Genomic DNA, 16661 nt, shown 5'->3' on the forward strand with positions numbered 1-16661 from the left:
GCGGAACGCTATCGTCCGGTCATGAGGACGAACACGTTAGCCCTCGCGGCGGCTTCGGCCGCCGCCGTCTTGCTGGCTGTTCCGGCCCCCGCCTACGCGGCACCCGGTGCGGCTCAGCCCCACCAAGCGCCTGGAAGGCGAAATCGATTCGCGCGGCCGGTCCTGTGTGGACGGGACCGATCTGGCCTGGGACGAAGTCTCGAAGTTCGACGACGCGCGCAAGTACGCGATCGGCGCGTGGACGGCAGGGACGCTCAACCGGGTGAAGATCAAGCCGGATGACGCAACGAGCTACGCCGATCTGGAATGGAAGGACACCTCTCAGACCGGGCAGGGGTGGAGGCTCGTCTACGGCAGGTGGGATCCCAACACGGGGACGGACTACCTGTGGTTCAACCGTGCGTATCTGGATGACGGGAAGACGCACGGGGCGACCGAGCACCGCCGATGGGTCGCGGTTCATGAGCTGGGTCATGCACTGGGGTTCCGCCACAAGAGCACCGAGAACCTGTCGGTGATGTGGGAGGTGTACGACGACATCGACCTGATGGAAACCAACAAGCCGACGGCGGACGACGTCAAGGCGTATCACGCACTGTGGGGATGAACATGAGCAAGAAGACGGTGGCCCTGGCAGCGGGTGCGGTGTTCGCCGGGGCGCTGGCGGTGGGCGGCTGGGTCGGCTACCAGCAGCTGGAGGAGCCGGTGAGCGCCGGTTCCGTGATCCGGGGCTATGACGCCCGGACCGCGGCTGGTACGGCGCCGCACTCCGAGGACGTGTTCACCGGCCGAGTGGAGGCGTTCGAGGAGCGGCGGGAGATCGACGCGTGGACGACGGACATCTACCGGGTGAGCGTGGTGGATGTTCTCCGCGGCGATGTGAGGGGCACCGTGCGAGTGACGTGGGCGCTGGACGAGGACCCCGTTCAACGTCTGCAGGACGGGAAGACGTACGTGTTCGCAACCACGGCCTGGCCGTATGGCGGGACCGTGAAGGACGGTCAGTCGCTGATGTTCCACGGCGGGATGAAGCCGATGGACGAGACGCAGCTGGCGGCGTGGAGGAATGCGGTAGCGCTGCCGCTGCGGCTGGAGCATTAGGGGCAGGACCTCACCAGCCGACCGCTGGCCCTCACCCGCCCCAGGCAGACACGTCTGTGGGACAGGTCAAGCCGAGATTCTCCCCCATACTCCGCTCCCGGTTCGTGTTGGACACGTCGTAGCGCACGAACGCCTCCCCATTGAGCCACTGCTTGCCCCGGTTGTACCACCACAAGCCCGGGGTGGCTGCGCGAGCGATCTTCTCTTCCTCGGCACGGCGGTCGTGGAACTGCACGATGTCCGTGCCGTCCATCATCCTCGCCGAAGCGCGACGGCCGTGGCGTCGTCCCGATAGCCACCGGTCCCCCAGTCGCCGGCGTTCACGAGCGCCTCGGCGAGACCCTGGGGGTCCTGTGCATGGGCGTGGAGAAGGTCCTCAAGGTGATCGTGCTCGACGTAGTCGTGTACCCCGTCGGATGCCAGGACGACAAGACTTTCAGGGATGAGGACCTCGTACACGGTGGCAACGGTGGCGTCGCCCAGGGAGGTCCGGAGTTGTCATGGTCCTCCGCCAGATCCCACGGTGCCCCGTTCTGACGCAGCTGCTCCCCCACGGTGTGGTCGTTGGTGTATCCGCGCAGGCCAGTCTCCTTACAAGTGGGCCAAGCGCGCCCACCCGAAGAGGTCGAAGCACTGGGTCGTGAATGAGTACTTCGGCAGGCTCAACCGATCCAAGATGAACAACCGGATACTCGGTGACCGTGCCACGGGCGCACACCTTCCCAAGTTCGCCTGGACGAACATCAGGCGGCATCAGTGGACGTTCTTCATCCAGTGTCGGGAGGGTGAAACGGGCTGGTGGACGAGGGTGTGACAGGGCAGGGCCCCTGGTCGTTGGCGCGGTGATCTCACTCATCACACCGGCGACCGAGGGCCCTGAAGGTTTCCGTACCCTTCCATGCTCGACGTCCCGTACGAGCTCGTCGAGCATGTCTCCCGGCGCATCTACGCCCGAAGGCGTCAACTGAACTGGCCCTGGCGACGACTCAGCTGCTTCAGACAGGCACTGCTCGTTCTGGCCCACCTGCGGAAGAACGAGACGCTTGCCCAGCTCGCGGCAGGGTTCGGCGTCTCGACCGCGACGGCCTGGCGCTATGCCGACGAGACCCTGAACGTCCTCGCGGCGTGGGCGCCGGGCCCGCACGAGACCCTGACCGTGCTGGGTGAGGGCGACTTCGTCGTCTTCGACGGCACTCTGATCCCCACCGATCGCGTCGCCGCCGACGAGCCGTACCACTCCCAAAAGCACAAGCAGCACGGCATGAACATCCAGGTCATCGCCCGGCCGCACGGCACACCACTCTGGTTCTCCCGGGCCACACCGGGACACATCCACGACCTGACCGCAGCCCGCGCCCACGGCATCGTCCACGCCTGCCTCACCCGGCAGATCCTCATCCTCGCGGACCGCCCACCAGGGCGCCGGCGCCACCATCCGCACCCCGTACTACCACCACCGCGAACAGCCCGATCACTACCAGCAGTTCAACCGCGACCACGCCCGGCTCAGAGCTCCCGAGGAACGGGCCTTTGCACAGCTGAAGTCCTGGCGCATCCTCCGCCGGGCCCGATGCTCCACCCAACGCATCGGCACCCTCGTCCAAGCCGTCCACACCCTGCCGACCTGCAGCTATTCAGGATGAAAACGGCTCACTGTCCCGGGCCTATGCCGCATCTCATGCGGCATCACGCTCGCACGTTCACCGCATACACAACCAGCACCGACAACGTCGGCACCTGTTGAACAAATCTACCCGTGGATAGGCACCGCGACGCTACGTCCTAGTCCTCATAGGCGTTCCGGGACCAGACCCGGAATGCCCCCGGTGAGGCGGCCGACGCCGTCGATCGTCGCCCTCCGGACAAGGTCGGCCAAGTCATGGAGGTTCTCAGGCCCTCCGCAGACTCCACCGAGGACAGGGAGGGCTACCGGGGCGATTTGACCCGCATATCGACTACATGGATTCCGTAGACCAGAACTCTGCCGGCAACCCTTCTAGATTACAAAGATCGCTTCCCCGACTCTCCAAACGGACAGTTTAGAAGTCCATTAGATCGCGGATTTCACTAACATCCCTCTCCGAAGCACCCATCTTTCGAGCACCCTCAAGAACTCTCCCCAAATCATCCTGCCGGTCGTTCTCTGCCAGGAAATGCGCATAGGTTACTGCGGCCTTAACATCGCCAGATGCCATACCTGCCTGAAAATGTATCTCCGCGAGCCTAAAATTGTCACGCCGCTCATAAATGATGGCCAGGTTCAGATGAGCATTAGGCTCCCCTTCGCGAGCCGACGCCTCATAGAATGCGATCGCCTCCTCCTCCCTCCCGCGACTCTCGAGCCAGCAGGCGAAGGGGAAGCTCACTCCAGGCGCACTTTCGTTCACCGCCTCCCGGAACCATTCCTCCGGATTCCCTAGAGAACCATCCTCGGATGATGCACTCAAGATTTGAGCGTAGGCAAGGGTCGCGCCCGGGACTTCCTTCGACAGAGCATCTCGGATCATCTCCTCAGCTTCCTTCCCCCTACCTAGAGCCGCAAGGTTCCTAGCCGCCACCGGAAGAACGGAATCCACCCCGAGCTGAACAGATTTAGAGAACCACGGGAGCGCCTTATCGAAATCTCCCGCATCGAAATACATTCGAGCCAAATTCCCCGATGCAAGGGGATCGCCGATCTGAAAAGCTTGCAGTAGTGTGCTCTCCGCCTCGGCGAAACGGGCGTCATCCTCCCTCAAGAAGCAACCAAAGTTGTTCAGAGCGGCGGGATCTCCTTCCGACATGGCAGCCCTGTACCATTTTTCTGCCACTTCTCGGGATCCATAGCTTTCAGCGAGAAGATCGGCCAAATGCAGCGCGGCGCCCGGTACCCCCTCCAACGCAAATTTCTGGAGGAGGTCAGCGGCCTGGTCGGATCCCTTCTCGTCGACTGTAAGGTCTACCAGGATCTCCCGGGCGTCTCTGTTTCCCCTTTCAGCAAGCCTCCCAAGTATTGACTTGGAGAGACTTTTGAGATTCACATTCCACAACCTTCGCGAAACTCTCAAAAGAAAGCTATCCCTGCAGTCACCCAGCACTCCGGAGGTGAAATTTTCATCCCATTCAGACTTCAGTCGGTCATATTCGCTCACTAAACTATCCCCTTATCATGCAGCTGTGCACCGCCCGGAAACTCCGGGCGGTGCACAACCTACCTTAACGAATTCTAACGATAGCGAAGACGGAAGGAACGCGGGATGGTCATCTTCCTGTTATACCATCCGAGTCCACGCAACTTCCCGAAGAAGGTATTGAAGCGCTTAAATTTCTTATTCACGCTCTTCTTCCATCCGCCATGCCTGTCGCCGTGCGCATGCCTGTCACTCGTCGACTTGCTCTTCCCCGTGCGATGCCCCTTTCGGTCCTGCTGGTTCCGCCGCTTACCCTGTCGTTTCGGGTGAGCGAAGAGAGCCCTCTGGTTGTTGGTGAGTCGCACTGGACGGCTAATTGAACCAAACCACCACACCCACCTACCGTCAAGGTCGTACTTGTTGACAGGATCGGCGTACGTGTACTCGTAGCTGTTCGCTGAGCCACCGTAAACGGGGTCGGTGGAAAGGAAGCGTCCGGTGGCGGCGTTGTAGAGGCGGACGCCCATGAGGGTGAGGCCGGTGAGGGTCTCGGTGGAGCGCTGTTTGCCGCCGAGCCAGTGGTAGCGGGTGGCGGGCTGGCCGGCGCGAGGGGCGCCGTATTCGTCGCTGTCCAGGACCAGGGGGGCTTCGGCGGTGTCCAGCGGGAGCTGGAGGGCGACGTCGCCGTGGACGTTGGTCAGCTGCAGGACGGTGCCGCCCGTGTTGCCAGTGGTGGCGGCGAGGTCGCCGGAGGCCGAGTCGACGTTGCGGGTGATGCTGCCGTCGGTCGGGTTCTCGGTGATCCAGCGGGGGTCGTCGTTGTCACTGTCGTAGTGGTTGATCTTGCTGGCGGTCTGTGTCCAGGTGCCGTCGGTGTTCTCTTCGACAGTCCAGAAGCGGAAGCGGTGGCCGGCGTCGAGCTGCCAGGTCTGGCGCTGGGTGTTGGCGGTCTGCTGGTGGACCAGGTCGTTGGCGTAGTAGCCGATTTGGGTGCCGGGCAGGGCGGTGGTGCGGCCCAGAGCGTCGTAGACGTAGCCCGGGGCGATGAGACGGTCGGCGCTGTCGTAGGTGTGGGTGGTGGTGGTTCCTCCTGTGGTCGGGCAGGCCAGGCCGGCCGCCCCTCCGGCGGTGGTGAGATTGGTGCGGTTGGTGCGCTTGTCGAAGGTGTAGGAGCGGGTGGTGCAGGTATCGCCTACGGTGTCCTTCACCTGGGTCAGGCGCCCGGTGGCATCGTAGGCGTAGTCCTGGCCGGACCAGCCGTCGTGGCGGGTGACCTGACCGTGGACGGATTCGACGACGGTGTCGGAATAGATGACCTGGCCGTCACTGTCACGGGTGTAGACCCGTGAGGACGGAGCGCCAGTGGCATCTTCCTCGATCGTAAGCGTGTAACCGCCCGGAAGCTTCTCCGAGGACACGGAGCCGTCCGCGTCGTACCGGGCCTCGAAGATGCCGGCGACCGAGTCCGTCGTCTTGGTGGCCAGGCCGCGCGGCTCGATGGCCGTGTCGTAGGTGTAGGCCACCGTGGACGGGGCCGAGTCGGTGGTCTTGACCGGACGGTCGAGCAGGTCGTACTCCGTGCGGGTCACGCCTCCGTCAGCGTCCGTGTACGAGATCTGGCGGCCAAGCTGGTCGTACTCCTTAGTGATCGTCCCGCCAGTCGGTGAGACCGTGCGCACGGCCTGGCCGGTTGCCGGGTCGTACTCAGTGGTCGTCTCCGGGACGACTTCACCGATTCCGCCAGTTACGACAGTCTTGGTTTGGCGGCCTGCGGTGTCGTAGGTGGTCGTGGTAGTGCGAATGACGCCGTTGGCGGTCTCGGTGACCTTGGTCTCGTTGCCCCACCAGTCGTACTCGGTTGTGGTTGTCGGCAGCTGCGTCGGGTTCGTACCGCCGCCGACGATGCTGCCGGCCGGGCCGGTGGAGCAGATCTGGTCGGCCCACTCGGGCCGACCCTGGCAGGTGCCGGTTCCGGTCGCGGACCAGTAGGTGGTCACGCGGGTGCCGGCGTCTGTGCCGGTCGCGCCAGGCAGCAGCTGCTTGGTGACGCGGCCCAGGGAGTCGTACTCGGTGGTTTCGGTGATCGCGAGGTCGGACGGGTCCTTGACCGTCTTGGCCGGCAACCCCTTGGCCCAGTCGTAGACCGTCTGCGTGACGCGCGGGTCGGTCATGGTGGTGGTGCCCGGGACCTGGGCCCCGGCGGTGACCCTGGTGATCTGGTTCTCGACCTTCGCCGTGCCGTCGGTCGGGCGGGCGGCATCGTACTCGTTGACCGTCCAGGAGCGTGCCACGGTCGACTCGCCGTTCAGCGAGATGCGGCGCAGCGGCCCGAACTCCTCCAGCTCACGCAGACCCTTGGCATCATGAACGGAGGTGGTGGTGAGCAGGTCGGCGCGGTCCGCAGGGGGCAGGTCGTTGATGCCGAGATCGGCGAGGGTGGCCTGATCGGCCGCCGTGCCGCCCAGTGCGAGAGCCCGGTTGCCGGCCGTGAGCTCGCGGACGGTGTTGCCGAACTGGTCGTACTCGATGGTGGAGACGTGGCCGCCCGGCGCCGCGGTGTTGACCTGACGGCCGGAGGCGTTGGTGTACGTGACCGTGGCACGCCGGTAGTCAGAGGCGGTCAGACCCGTTCCTGCATGGGAGGCAGGGGCGGCGTCGGCCGGGAAGACCGCAGTCGCGTCCGACGGGGCGTCACTCTGGCCCCAGGCGGCCACGTCCGTGGCACCCATCTTGTAGGGGGCGTTGGCGCCGGTGAGCGGAACGTCGTAGACGATTGACGTCGATGCTGTACCGGACACGGTGTCCTTGGTGCCCTGAGCGAGGCCGGAGCGGGACGCTTTGAGGAGCATGCCGTCGCCGACGGTGGCGGCATTGCCGGCCTTGCCGTAGGTGAAGGTCCACGGCAGCTGGCCGACCGGGATGAGGCTGGTGACGCGGCCAGCGGTGTCGTAGGCGTACTGGGTCTTCAGCGCCGGGGTGATCAGCGGGTTGTACGCCTCGCGCAGGCGGCCCGCGGTGTCGTACGCGTACCGCTGCACGGTCTTGGCGGTCGCCGTGACGGCACCGGGCTCGGTGGACCAGCCGCGGATCTCCTTCACCTGCCCAGCGAAGTCACCGAAGACGGATGCTGTCGCGGTCGTGCTGGTGGCGTAGACGAACTCAAGTGCCCGGCAGCCCTTCGTGGACGGCGTCGCCGTGCACGTGGTGGCCGAGGCTGCCGACGTCGGGGCGATCACCAGCTTCGGACGCGCGAGCTTCTTGCCGTCCGCACCGGTGAGAGTCTCGGAGACGACCGTGGTGGTGGACTGGGCCAGGCCGTCCAGGGCGGTGGATGCGACCTGCCACGTGGTGGCCGCCGTGTCCGGCCTGGTGAACACCGTCAGGGTGCCCTCGGTGTCCTTCAGCGTGAACGAACCCGTCAGCGAACCGGTCAGCGTCATGTCCTCGCCGCCCGGCTCGGGCTTCCAGCCGCCGCCGGTGGTGGCGGTGAAGCCGAGTTCCTCGCCGTCGACATCGACCAGAGCCACCGAGGTCGCCGAGGTCTTCTTCACATACACCCAGTCCGACTCAGTGATCTCCGCAACGATGCCAGAGGTCCACTGAGGGCCGAAAATCGCCGCCTGACCTTCCTGCTTCGCACCCGCGTCCGCCTGGCGCGACGACGCCGTACGCGACACCGACAGCTCGAAGAGCGAGGCATCCGTCGCAGACAGGGTGTAGTCACCCGTCAGCAGGTTGACCGAGCCTGGCCCCGCCTCCTCGGACGGCGCCGTGCCGGCGTTGCGGTCGACAGTGATGTCGTTGGCCGGAGAGTAGGCGGTGGTGGTGCCGTCCGTGAACGCGGCACGCACCTCAATCGGGCCGTCCTCGGCCAGGCTGTCGGTGATGTTCCAGGTCAACCCGACGGGCTTGCCGCCCGTGACTGCGACCGGCCACGCCGACACGGCATCTGCGCCCTTGCGAACATCAGCAAGAGGAACATTCTTCCAGGTGTCAGTCTCGCCGCGGCGGTACTGATATGTCACGCCGGTGTACGAGGTCTGGCCCTCGGCCGACAGGGCCACACGCCGTGCCGGACGTTCGCCCTGGCCCGGGGTCAGCAGAGCGGCGCCGGAGCCGGCGTAGAAGACGTAACTGGTCTCGGCGGAAACGTTTCCGGCCGGGTCCACCGTGCGGACGGCGACGGTGTGCTTGCCCGCCGCGAAGGTCAGGGCATTGGTGACGGTCGCACCAGTGGTGGCGGCGGACTGCCAGGTGCCGGCGTCAAGCTTGTACTGCACTTCGGCAACATCACTGGCCGGGGGCGTGAAAGAGAATGAGCCGGAGAACTTGCCACCGGCGTCCGGGGTACCGGACCAGGTGTTGGCCGGGTAGTCACCGGAGGTGATGGTGCTGGTGGCGGGCTTGGTGGTGTCGACGGTGAAGTACACCGACGGCGTCCAGCCCGACCAGGCGCTGCCGTCGTAGGCGCGGCCCTTGAACCAGTACGTCCGCCCATTGACCAGCTTCCCGGCGGGAACCGTGTAGGAAACGGTCTTGTCCGTGACCGGAGAGAGGGTGCCAGACTCCTGGACCAGCAGGTTTGTCGACCCTTCCCACACCTCCCAGTTCGTGCCCAGAGTGGTGGTCTCGGCGTCGCTCGCGGTGTACTTCAGGACAGGCGTGGTCGTAGTGACCCAGTTCTTGCCGCCGATCGCCCGGCCCGGCGCGACGGACATCGGGTTCCCTGCGACCGGGACCGTGTTGTAGGTGACCGAAACGTACGGAGTGTTGGAGGCGGCGTTGCCGGAGTTGAACCGCTTCCACGAGTACGGATCGGACTCGTCAGTGGCCTTGATGCCCATCGCGTTGCTGGAGTTGCCGTTGGCGGCCCAGGCGGCGGCGAGGTTCTTGATGTCCTGCGACACCCATCCGTCCGCACATGAGGATGAGAAGCCCTTCGTCGCGGTCGAGGTAGCCCACTTATTGTTGAAGTTGGGCTTGTTGGTCCAGCGGGTGGCGGTCGAGACGTGCGGGGCGTCCCACACCTCCCAGCTGCTCGGGCTGCAGGACCAGGAGTGGTAGTTCCACAGGTTCAGCTTCGCGCTCAGAATCTGCTTGCCCGTGATCTGCGCCATCGGGAAATGCAGGTACGAGCGAGCGACCTGCCCGGAGCCGTTGTTGCCGAGCTTCAGCTCGGTCGACGCCGACATGTCGTTCGTGTAGCCTTCCTGCACGAACGTGTCGAAGCTTGCCCCGATGTTCACCGCAGGGTCCACCGTCACCGGGAACTCCGTCGCCGGATCGGCCAGGAACGCCGCATCAGGTGTCAGCGTCAGATCGATCGAGTCACCGTTCTGCGTCACCTTCAGCCCGACATCCGCGCGCCGGGTGTGCTCACCGGACTTCTCGTCGACAGACGCATCCCACATCTCCGGCGCCGGCAGCACACCGACCTGCTTTCCGGTCTCGGCATCCAGAAACGTCACCGAACGGTCCGCGTTTGCCCGCGCCTCGATGCCCTGGGCGTTGAGCGTCAAAGTGACCGATCCCGTTGCGTCGACCGCGCTGCGGTCCTTCAACTCCAGGAACTGCTCGAAGCCCGTCCGCGTCGACTCAATGACCAGGTCCGTAGCCGTCAGCACGTCCGTATAGCGCGCTGTCGTTCCCGATAGCGCCGGTTCCGGGAGTGCTCCGCGCCACGAGAGGCCCAACATCCGGCCATCCCCTGCGTCCAGCGACACAAGCGGAACTGGAGTCCTTTGCTCTCCGCCAGCCTTGCCTGAAGCCGTTGCGCGAGCAACCCTGGCTCCTGGTGTCTTGCCTCCAAGCTTGAGGTTCAGGGGGTGGTCCTTAGCGACCACCGTTCCATCGCCAGACTTTGTCAGGTTGACATCAATACTCCGCCATATGCCAGTGGCCTTGTCCATGAACCGGATCGGTCCTGACGCAGAATCCGTAGTGACCGTTCCATCCGGATTCGCCCAAGTAGTTGTCGACTCCGTCCGCTCCGCCAACGCCTCTACCCGCTGGCCCGACAGGCGTGCGGCCACGACAGCAGAAGGGAGATCCGATGCCTCGGCTGCGTATGCCCTGCCATCGGCGGATGAACCCGAACCGGGAAGAGCCACAGCGCTTCCGCTGGCCTCTAGAGCGATGATGACTTCAACGGCCATCAGAGCGGCGGTGGCGAGGGCCACCCTCCTCAGGCCCCGCCTCGTCAGCCATCTACCACTGCTCCAACCTGGTGGTATTGCATGCTCGTTCATACTTACTACCCCCTTTCGTCTGCCAGCCACATCGGCGGCGGCGTGATCATATGAACAAGGAGCGTGGTGCTCTTTCGTTGCGGGCAGCTAGGGGCCTGGACGTTGGTAGCTCCAGTTACTGGGGCTCGCGCGGCTGCGTGACTCTGAGCAAACGCCCAGCAATGCAAATCCCCCAGCGCAGGGCGGGCCATCCGCGCCACGACACGACTGGTCAGCAGCGCGATCTTGTCCGTGAGGGCTTGGCAACGGGGAGTACGTGACTGCGCTCAAGGTGCTGCGCAGGATTGAGAATGCTCCCGAGGAGTGGACAGCTGGTTTCAAGCGACGAGTAACAGCGTACGCGTGGTGATCAGTTGCTGTTCGAACTCGGTGGGTGTGCGGTAGCCGAGCGTGGAGCGTCGACGGCGCCGGTTGTAGTGGGGAAGCCAGCGGAACAGCTCGAGTCGGGGTCTGTGTCTTCGAACTCCTATGGCGTCCGTGGAACAACTCGCGCTTGCAGCCCTGAAGGAACGACTCGGCGAGAGCGTTGTCGCAGCTCGAGCCGACCCGGCCCATGCTGCGAAGGATGCCGTGCCGGCGGCAGACGTCAGCGAAGGCCGCCGCGCTGTACTGGGCGCCCCTGTCGGTGTGGACGACGCCGTGGACCCGGCCGCCGCGGGCGGCCACGGCCATCGCGATCGCGTCGGTGACCAACGAGGTGCACATGAGGTCCTCGCTCGACCAGCCGACCACCCTCCTCGAGTAGATGTCGATCACCGTGGCGAGGTGGTGCCACGTCGTGCCGACGGCAATGTAGGTAATGTCGCCGCACGACTGGTATTCAGTTCGGCGGCCGTAAAGTCACTCGTCGCCAGGTCCGGCACGGGCGGCGCGTTCCCGTCCACGACCGTCGTCCGTTTCTTCTTCCGCAGGTGCCGGCCGACGACGTGGTGGACCAGCATCAGCCGGGTCACGCGCTTGCGGTTGATCCTGTGCCCTCTCGCCCGCAGCTCGGCATGGACGCGCGGGGCACCGCACGCGCCAGGGTGCTCGGTGTGGATGGCGCGGATCTCGTTCACGGTCCACTTCTCCTCGGCGCGGGGCTGTTCGGTGGCCAGGTGTCGGTAGTAGCCGGCACGGGATACCCAGAGCACCTGGCAGATCCGATTGACGCCGAAGTCGGCGCGGTTGTCGGAGATGAAACCCCAACGGCGAGGGCTCACTTCACCTCCCGTGCGAAATAGGCGGCTGCCCGACGCAGGAACTCGCGCTCGAATCGTGGACGACACCGGCTTCCTGAAAAAGGGGTCCGGTCGGCCGGGGTCCAGCGGCAGGACTCCGGCACGGCCGGGCGGACGGAGAACTGCCAGGTCGGCGTGTTCCTCGCCTTTGGGACTAGCCGAGGCCGCACGCTGATCGACCGGCGTCTCTACCTTCCGGCGTCATGGACGGACGACCGGGAACGGTGCCGGCGGGCCGGCATCGACGACACGGTCGCCTTCGAGACCAAGGTGGCGATAGCCAGGGTTATGGTCCGCCGGGTGATCAAGGCAGAGATCCCTTTCGGCTGGATCACCGCGGACGCCGGCTATGACTACTCGAAAAGCTGGCGGACCGAACTGGAACAGGCCGACGTCTTCCATGTCATGGCCACCACCCGTCACGACACCGTCGTGACCCGCTGGGCCATCGATCACCCCGTCCATGACCTGTTCCACGATCTGCCCCGGCAGAAGTGGAAGCGGCGGTCCTGCAGCAACGGTTCGCACGGCCCCGCGTCTTCGACTGGGCGAGTGGAAGTCCGGCCCTGGCACCGCGAGGACCGGCGGCACTGGGTGATCGCCTGCCGCAGCGTGAGCCGGCCCGAGGAGATCTCCTACTACATCGCCTACTGCCCCGCCGGCACCAACCTCTACCAGCTCATTCACGTTGCTGTGGAAAGTAGTTTAGAGCCCCCGGCCTTCCCCGCGGGTTCCCCGGCCGGGCTCCGCTCCGACGGGGCGGAGCTGCCGTTCGGAGCGATGACCCTGGAGCGCCCTGCGTACCCGCCCCGGCCTCGAAGAGCTCATCAGCCGTACCGTCGCGCGGGCCCGTGAGATCGCGCGGCAGCTCCCGGCGGTTGAGGTACGCAACGCGCAGGACGCCGTCAGGGCGGAGCTGGGAGGCGTCCAGCGCACGCGCGGCACCCGTACCACTGTCTGACCGCCCGCTCGGAGCTCGGGCTGTCGGCAGCGGCACGTGCGACCGTGGCCCAGCGGCGAGCGGACGAGGAGCGTGTGCAGCGCATGCGGTTCCTGCGGAACCATCTCTACAACAATCCCAACCTGTTCGTCCTCGACCGGATCGAACAGCACGGAGGGTGCCCGGGGACCGAGCAGGTGGCGGACTGGCACCGGCTGGCCCGGTCCATCGCCGCATCCGGCCAGTGGTGGGAGCCCGTGCTCGCCCAGTGGGAGAGCATCGGCCGGGGGTTCACCGACGTCGATCTGCAGAACCGGGCCAAGCTCGCGCTGCACGACGCGCTCGAAGCCCTGATCGGAAAGGACGGACCGGTACCCCGACCCCCGGATCCCCTGCCGCCGTGGCCCATGCCGGGGGGCCACAAGCATGAAACTAATACTGTTACGAGTCCTGCTCGACCCCCGCACTTCCTGGCGGGCGCTCCGCTTGTGTCGCGAGGCCCCGGCCTCCGCTCCTGCCAGTTTCGACGCCGCCTGGCGCCGGGCCCGTGTCATCTCGGCACCGGACGAAATGGTGTTCCGCCTGCACGGCCACCACCTCCCCACGGACCGGGAACAGGACACACCTGCCCTGTCCTGGCTAGCGGCGATGGCACGGCGGACTGATGAGTGCGCGCAGCGTCGGTACGGCCGGGCCGGCGGCCGCGAGACCGGCCAGCACCGCGCCCGCCACCGGCGCGCCGGCCAGTGCCGTCAGCCCGCCCGTGATCAGCCCGATGACGAGCGCGGCCAGCAGGACGACGCTGGTGTGCAGGGACAGAAACACGGGGTCCGGCGAAGGGGCTGCGGGGGAGCCGGAGTCGACCGGCGGCGTCGGATTCATGCCTCGACTGTGCCCTTGGCTCCTGACCTGGCCCGCACCCGTCGAACACTCCCGTCTCACTCCGACCGGTTCGGACCACGACTGAACAGAACGGCTCAACCCAACCCGTGTTCAACGGTGTTCACTCATGTTCAGTGAAGCATCGGCGCCGTCGTGCACACGGGCCTATCCTCGAGCTCACGGACCGAGCGGGGGGCGGGAACAATGGACAGCCGGGCGTACAACACCTACGAGGAAGCCCTGCTGCACTTCGGACAGGAACTCAGTGAGCTGCGTGCCCAGCGCGGGGCGCCGTCCTTCGACCGCATACGTGCCCGCGGCCTGAAGATCCTCGGCGACGCCGGCGCGTGCTCCAAAGGGACCATGAGCAAGGTCTTCGCCGGCGGACAGTTCATCTCGCTGGACAAGCTGATCTGGCTGGTGCGGGCCGTGATGTCCTGGGACGAGTACGGGGAGGAGTGCGCGCCGCCCGGCCGGCGCGACGAGGAACTCACCCCCTGGCGCGGCCGCTGGCGGGACCTCAACGCCGTCCGTACGCAGGCTCGCCGCCACCCGGTGTCGCCTTCCCCCCGGCCGTCCGGACCCCGTCCGGTCTCCTTCGCACGGGGAGACGTCCTCACCGGCCACGACGGACCTGTCGTATCCCTGGCGTTCTCCCCGGACGGCGGCCGCCTCGTCACCGCGAGCGAGGACGGCGCCGTGCGGCTCTGGAACCTCGCCACCCACAAGGTGATCGGCACGATCCGCACCAGCGACGGGCCCGCGTTGTCGGTTGCGTTCTCGCCAAACGACGGGCGCGTCGTCTTCGGCAATCGCGAAGGACCCGTGCTGATGTGGGACACAGCCGCCCCGTCCCCGGCCTTCGTGCCCTTCAAGGGCCACGAGGCAGCCGTGTGGGCGGTCTCGTTCTCTCCCGACGGCCGCCTTCTCGCCACCGCCGGCGACGACAGCGGCGTGCGTCTGTGGGACGTCGCCACCGGAACGCAGATCGGCGAGCCCCTCACAGGCCCGGCCGGGTCTGTCTGGGCCCTCGCGATCTCTCCTGACGGCCGCCTCCTCGCCACCGGTGGCGAGGACACCACCGTCCGGCTCTGGAACCTCACCACCCGTGCGGAGGCCGAGATCCTGCCCGCGGGGCACACCGCGTCCGTGCACGCTCTGGCGTTCTCCCCGGACGGCTCCCTGCTCGCCACGGCGGGCAAGGACGGCACTCTCCGGTTCTGGGACGTCGCCACCCGGACACGGTCCGGCGAACCGCTCACCGGCCACGCCGGATCCGTGTACGCGCTGGCCTTCTCCCCAGACGGCTCCCTGCTCGCCACGGCGGGCAAGGACGGCACCCTCCGGTTCTGGGACATCGCCACCCGCGCCCCGATCGGTGATCCCGTCATCGGGCACACCGGACCCGTCTGGGCGGTCGCGTTCTCCCCCGGAGGACGTCTCCTCGGCACCGGAGGCGAGGACAGCTCCGTACGACTCTGGGAAGAGGGCGCCGCCCTACGGCAGGGGGAACCAGACTCGTCCGTGGCGCTTGGGGTAGCGGATCCGTCCGTACGGCCCCCTTACGACGATTCCCCCGTAATGCCCCGGGAGCCGGAGACCCCGGACGACGTACCGCCCCCTCGGCCGCCCGCACCGCTGCCCCTCGCCGTCCGGGCGGTGCTGCACCGCCGGCTGCACGCGGGCCACCCCCTGGAACTTGGCGGACTCCTTCACGACAACGACGTCCACACGGTGGCGTTCGCCACGGACGTTCTCGCGATCGGCAGCGACGACGGCGCCGTGCGACTGTTCGACCCCGTCCTGCGCACCCTGTGCGGCGGCCCCCTCCCCACCCACGAGGACGCCGTCCTCTCCGCCGCGTTCTCCCCGGACGGCGGCACCCTCGCCACCTGCGGTGCCGACGGAAGCGTTCGACTACGGGACATGATCACCAGCGAGCTGCTCGGCGCCCCTCGCGTCGATCACGGCGGAGGGATCACATCCGTGGCGTACTCGCCGAAGGGCAATCTCCTCGCCGGCGGAGGCAGCGACGGGACCGTGCGGCTGTGGGACACGATCACCGGCGACCCGATCAACGGCCCCTCCGGCCGTCACACAGGGTCCGTCCAGGCCGTGGCGTTCTCCCCGGACGGCAGGTACCTCGCGCTCAGCGGTGCGGGTAGAGCACCGTGGCTGTGGGACACGGTGGGCCGCGCATGGATCGACGTTCCGCTCGCCGGTATCGGCGGGGCCTCCCTCGCCCTGGCCTTCTACCCGGACGGCCGCCTTCTCGCGACCGGCGACATCGACGGGACCGTTCGGTTTTGGGGTGCCGCCACCGGCGACCCGATCGGCATCCCCCTCGCGGACCATTCCGGGACGGTTCCGGCGCTGACCTACTCCCCCGACGGCCGGACCCTCGCGACCGGTGGCACGGACGGAACCCTGCGCCTGTGGGACGCCACCACCGGCGCCCGGCTCGGCGCCCCCGTCGCCCACGACGGGGCCGTCGCCTCGCTGGCGTTCTCCCCCGACTCCTCCGTGCTCGCAGTCGCGACGAAGAAACGGGTCACCCTGTACACCTAAGGGCTTGCAGATCATTAACGCGTCGTTTTGATCTTGCTGTTGGGATCGCTGCTCTGGGCGAGGACCCGAGCTTGGAGTGGTGCGAGGGCGTTGGGTGGGGTGGTCGCTGATGGGATGAAGATGCCGTGTGCTTCGAGCAGTTTCCTGATCTTCAGCAGGGTGCGGTGCATGGCGGTGCGGCTACTGCCGAAGAGCACGGCGAGGGGTTCCGCGGCCAGAGTGACGCGCAAGTGAAGCACTGCGGCCAGGACCTGGTCGGGAAAGGCGAGGTGGGGTGGGCGGCCACGCCGGGTGTCCCCGTCCGATGCCAGAGTCTGAACCAGGTCGTGCAGTTAGTCCGGAGGCATGCCGATCGGCGCGGGGGCGGACATCATGGCCGGTGTCCACTCCGGCTCGCACGGTTCCGGAGTCCGGGGCGCCGGGATGGGCGGGGCCGGACGGGGGTGCAGGACGTAGTTCCAGTCGCCGTGGAAGACATGCCGGGTCAGTGAGTTGCCGCCAACTTGAAATTGCAGGTCAAAGGGCTGGTGTGACCGGTCCTCCGGGTACTCGTGCTGGTCGTGGGTGGTTGTCTGGGGTGTAGATCGTTTGC

At 66.5% G+C, this 16661-nt stretch carries 8 protein-coding genes and 4 pseudogenes; 5 read left to right on the forward strand and 7 right to left on the reverse strand.

Translation table 11 applies throughout. The annotated features are described in order from the left end of the window. Positions 1 to 106 precede the first annotated feature (106 nt). Together ACFVU3_RS28610 and ACFVU3_RS28615 are read left to right on the forward strand one after the other, a co-directional pair. Entirely contained in the window at positions 107 to 607 is a 501-nt protein-coding gene (locus tag ACFVU3_RS28610; protein WP_390070648.1) for a matrixin family metalloprotease, read from the forward strand. Positions 608 to 609: 2 nt separating this feature from the next. After that, positions 610 to 1101, forward strand: a complete 492-nt coding sequence (locus tag ACFVU3_RS28615) for a hypothetical protein (protein WP_390070650.1) — start codon at positions 610 to 612, stop codon at positions 1099 to 1101. A gap of 31 nt (positions 1102 to 1132) precedes the next feature. Here ACFVU3_RS28615 and ACFVU3_RS28620 read toward each other — a convergent pair whose 3' ends face one another. Beyond that, entirely contained in the window at positions 1133 to 1354 is a 222-nt protein-coding gene (locus ACFVU3_RS28620; RefSeq protein WP_390070652.1) for a hypothetical protein, read from the reverse strand. Further along, complete coding sequence (locus ACFVU3_RS28625; protein ID WP_390070798.1) at positions 1354 to 1584, reverse strand: SpoIIE family protein phosphatase; 231 nt, start codon at positions 1582 to 1584, stop codon at positions 1354 to 1356. The genes ACFVU3_RS28620 and ACFVU3_RS28625 overlap by 1 nt, the downstream gene beginning before the upstream one ends. Before the next feature lie 359 nt (positions 1585 to 1943). Here ACFVU3_RS28625 and ACFVU3_RS28630 point away from each other — a divergent pair. Further along, a pseudogene (locus ACFVU3_RS28630) lies at positions 1944 to 2744 on the forward strand (transposase family protein). A gap of 396 nt (positions 2745 to 3140) precedes the next feature. Here ACFVU3_RS28630 and ACFVU3_RS28635 read toward each other — a convergent pair. The 3 genes and pseudogenes from ACFVU3_RS28635 to ACFVU3_RS28645 all read right to left on the reverse strand — a co-directional run. Continuing rightward, on the reverse strand, positions 3141 to 4232 hold the full coding sequence (locus ACFVU3_RS28635) for a tetratricopeptide repeat protein (protein WP_390070654.1): 1092 nt from the start codon (positions 4230 to 4232) through the stop codon (positions 3141 to 3143). Positions 4233 to 4306: 74 nt separating this feature from the next. Next, the gene (locus tag ACFVU3_RS28640) at positions 4307 to 10366 is read right to left on the reverse strand and encodes a DNRLRE domain-containing protein (protein ID WP_390070800.1); all 6060 of its coding nucleotides are present in this window, start codon (positions 10364 to 10366) and stop codon (positions 4307 to 4309) included. Positions 10367 to 10776: 410 nt separating this feature from the next. After that, positions 10777 to 11712 (reverse strand): annotated as a pseudogene (locus ACFVU3_RS28645) (IS3 family transposase); the annotation flags it as partial. A 1-nt stretch (position 11713) separates the two neighbouring features. Here ACFVU3_RS28645 and ACFVU3_RS28650 point away from each other — a divergent pair. After that, positions 11714 to 12372, forward strand: a pseudogene (locus ACFVU3_RS28650) (IS701 family transposase); the annotation flags it as partial. 886 nt (positions 12373 to 13258) lie between these two features. On the opposite strand, the gene ACFVU3_RS28655 reads toward ACFVU3_RS28650, so the two are convergent. Next, positions 13259 to 13501 (reverse strand): hypothetical protein, encoded by a 243-nt coding sequence (locus ACFVU3_RS28655; protein WP_390070655.1) that lies wholly within the window; start codon positions 13499 to 13501, stop codon positions 13259 to 13261. 204 nt (positions 13502 to 13705) lie between these two features. Here ACFVU3_RS28655 and ACFVU3_RS28660 point away from each other — a divergent pair, with 204 nt between their 5' ends. After that, positions 13706 to 16069 carry a WD40 repeat domain-containing protein gene (locus ACFVU3_RS28660; protein WP_390070657.1) on the forward strand — a complete coding sequence of 788 codons (2364 nt, stop codon included), beginning with the start codon at positions 13706 to 13708 and terminating at the stop codon, positions 16067 to 16069. Positions 16070 to 16083: 14 nt separating this feature from the next. Here the strand turns inward: ACFVU3_RS28660 and ACFVU3_RS28665 are convergent. Continuing rightward, positions 16084 to 16557: pseudogene (locus tag ACFVU3_RS28665) on the reverse strand (ISAzo13 family transposase); the annotation flags it as partial. Positions 16558 to 16661: the final 104 nt, after the last annotated feature.

This window comes from Streptomyces sp. NPDC058052, assembly GCF_042885515.1.
Taxonomy (GTDB): Bacteria; Actinomycetota; Actinomycetes; order Streptomycetales; family Streptomycetaceae; genus Streptomyces.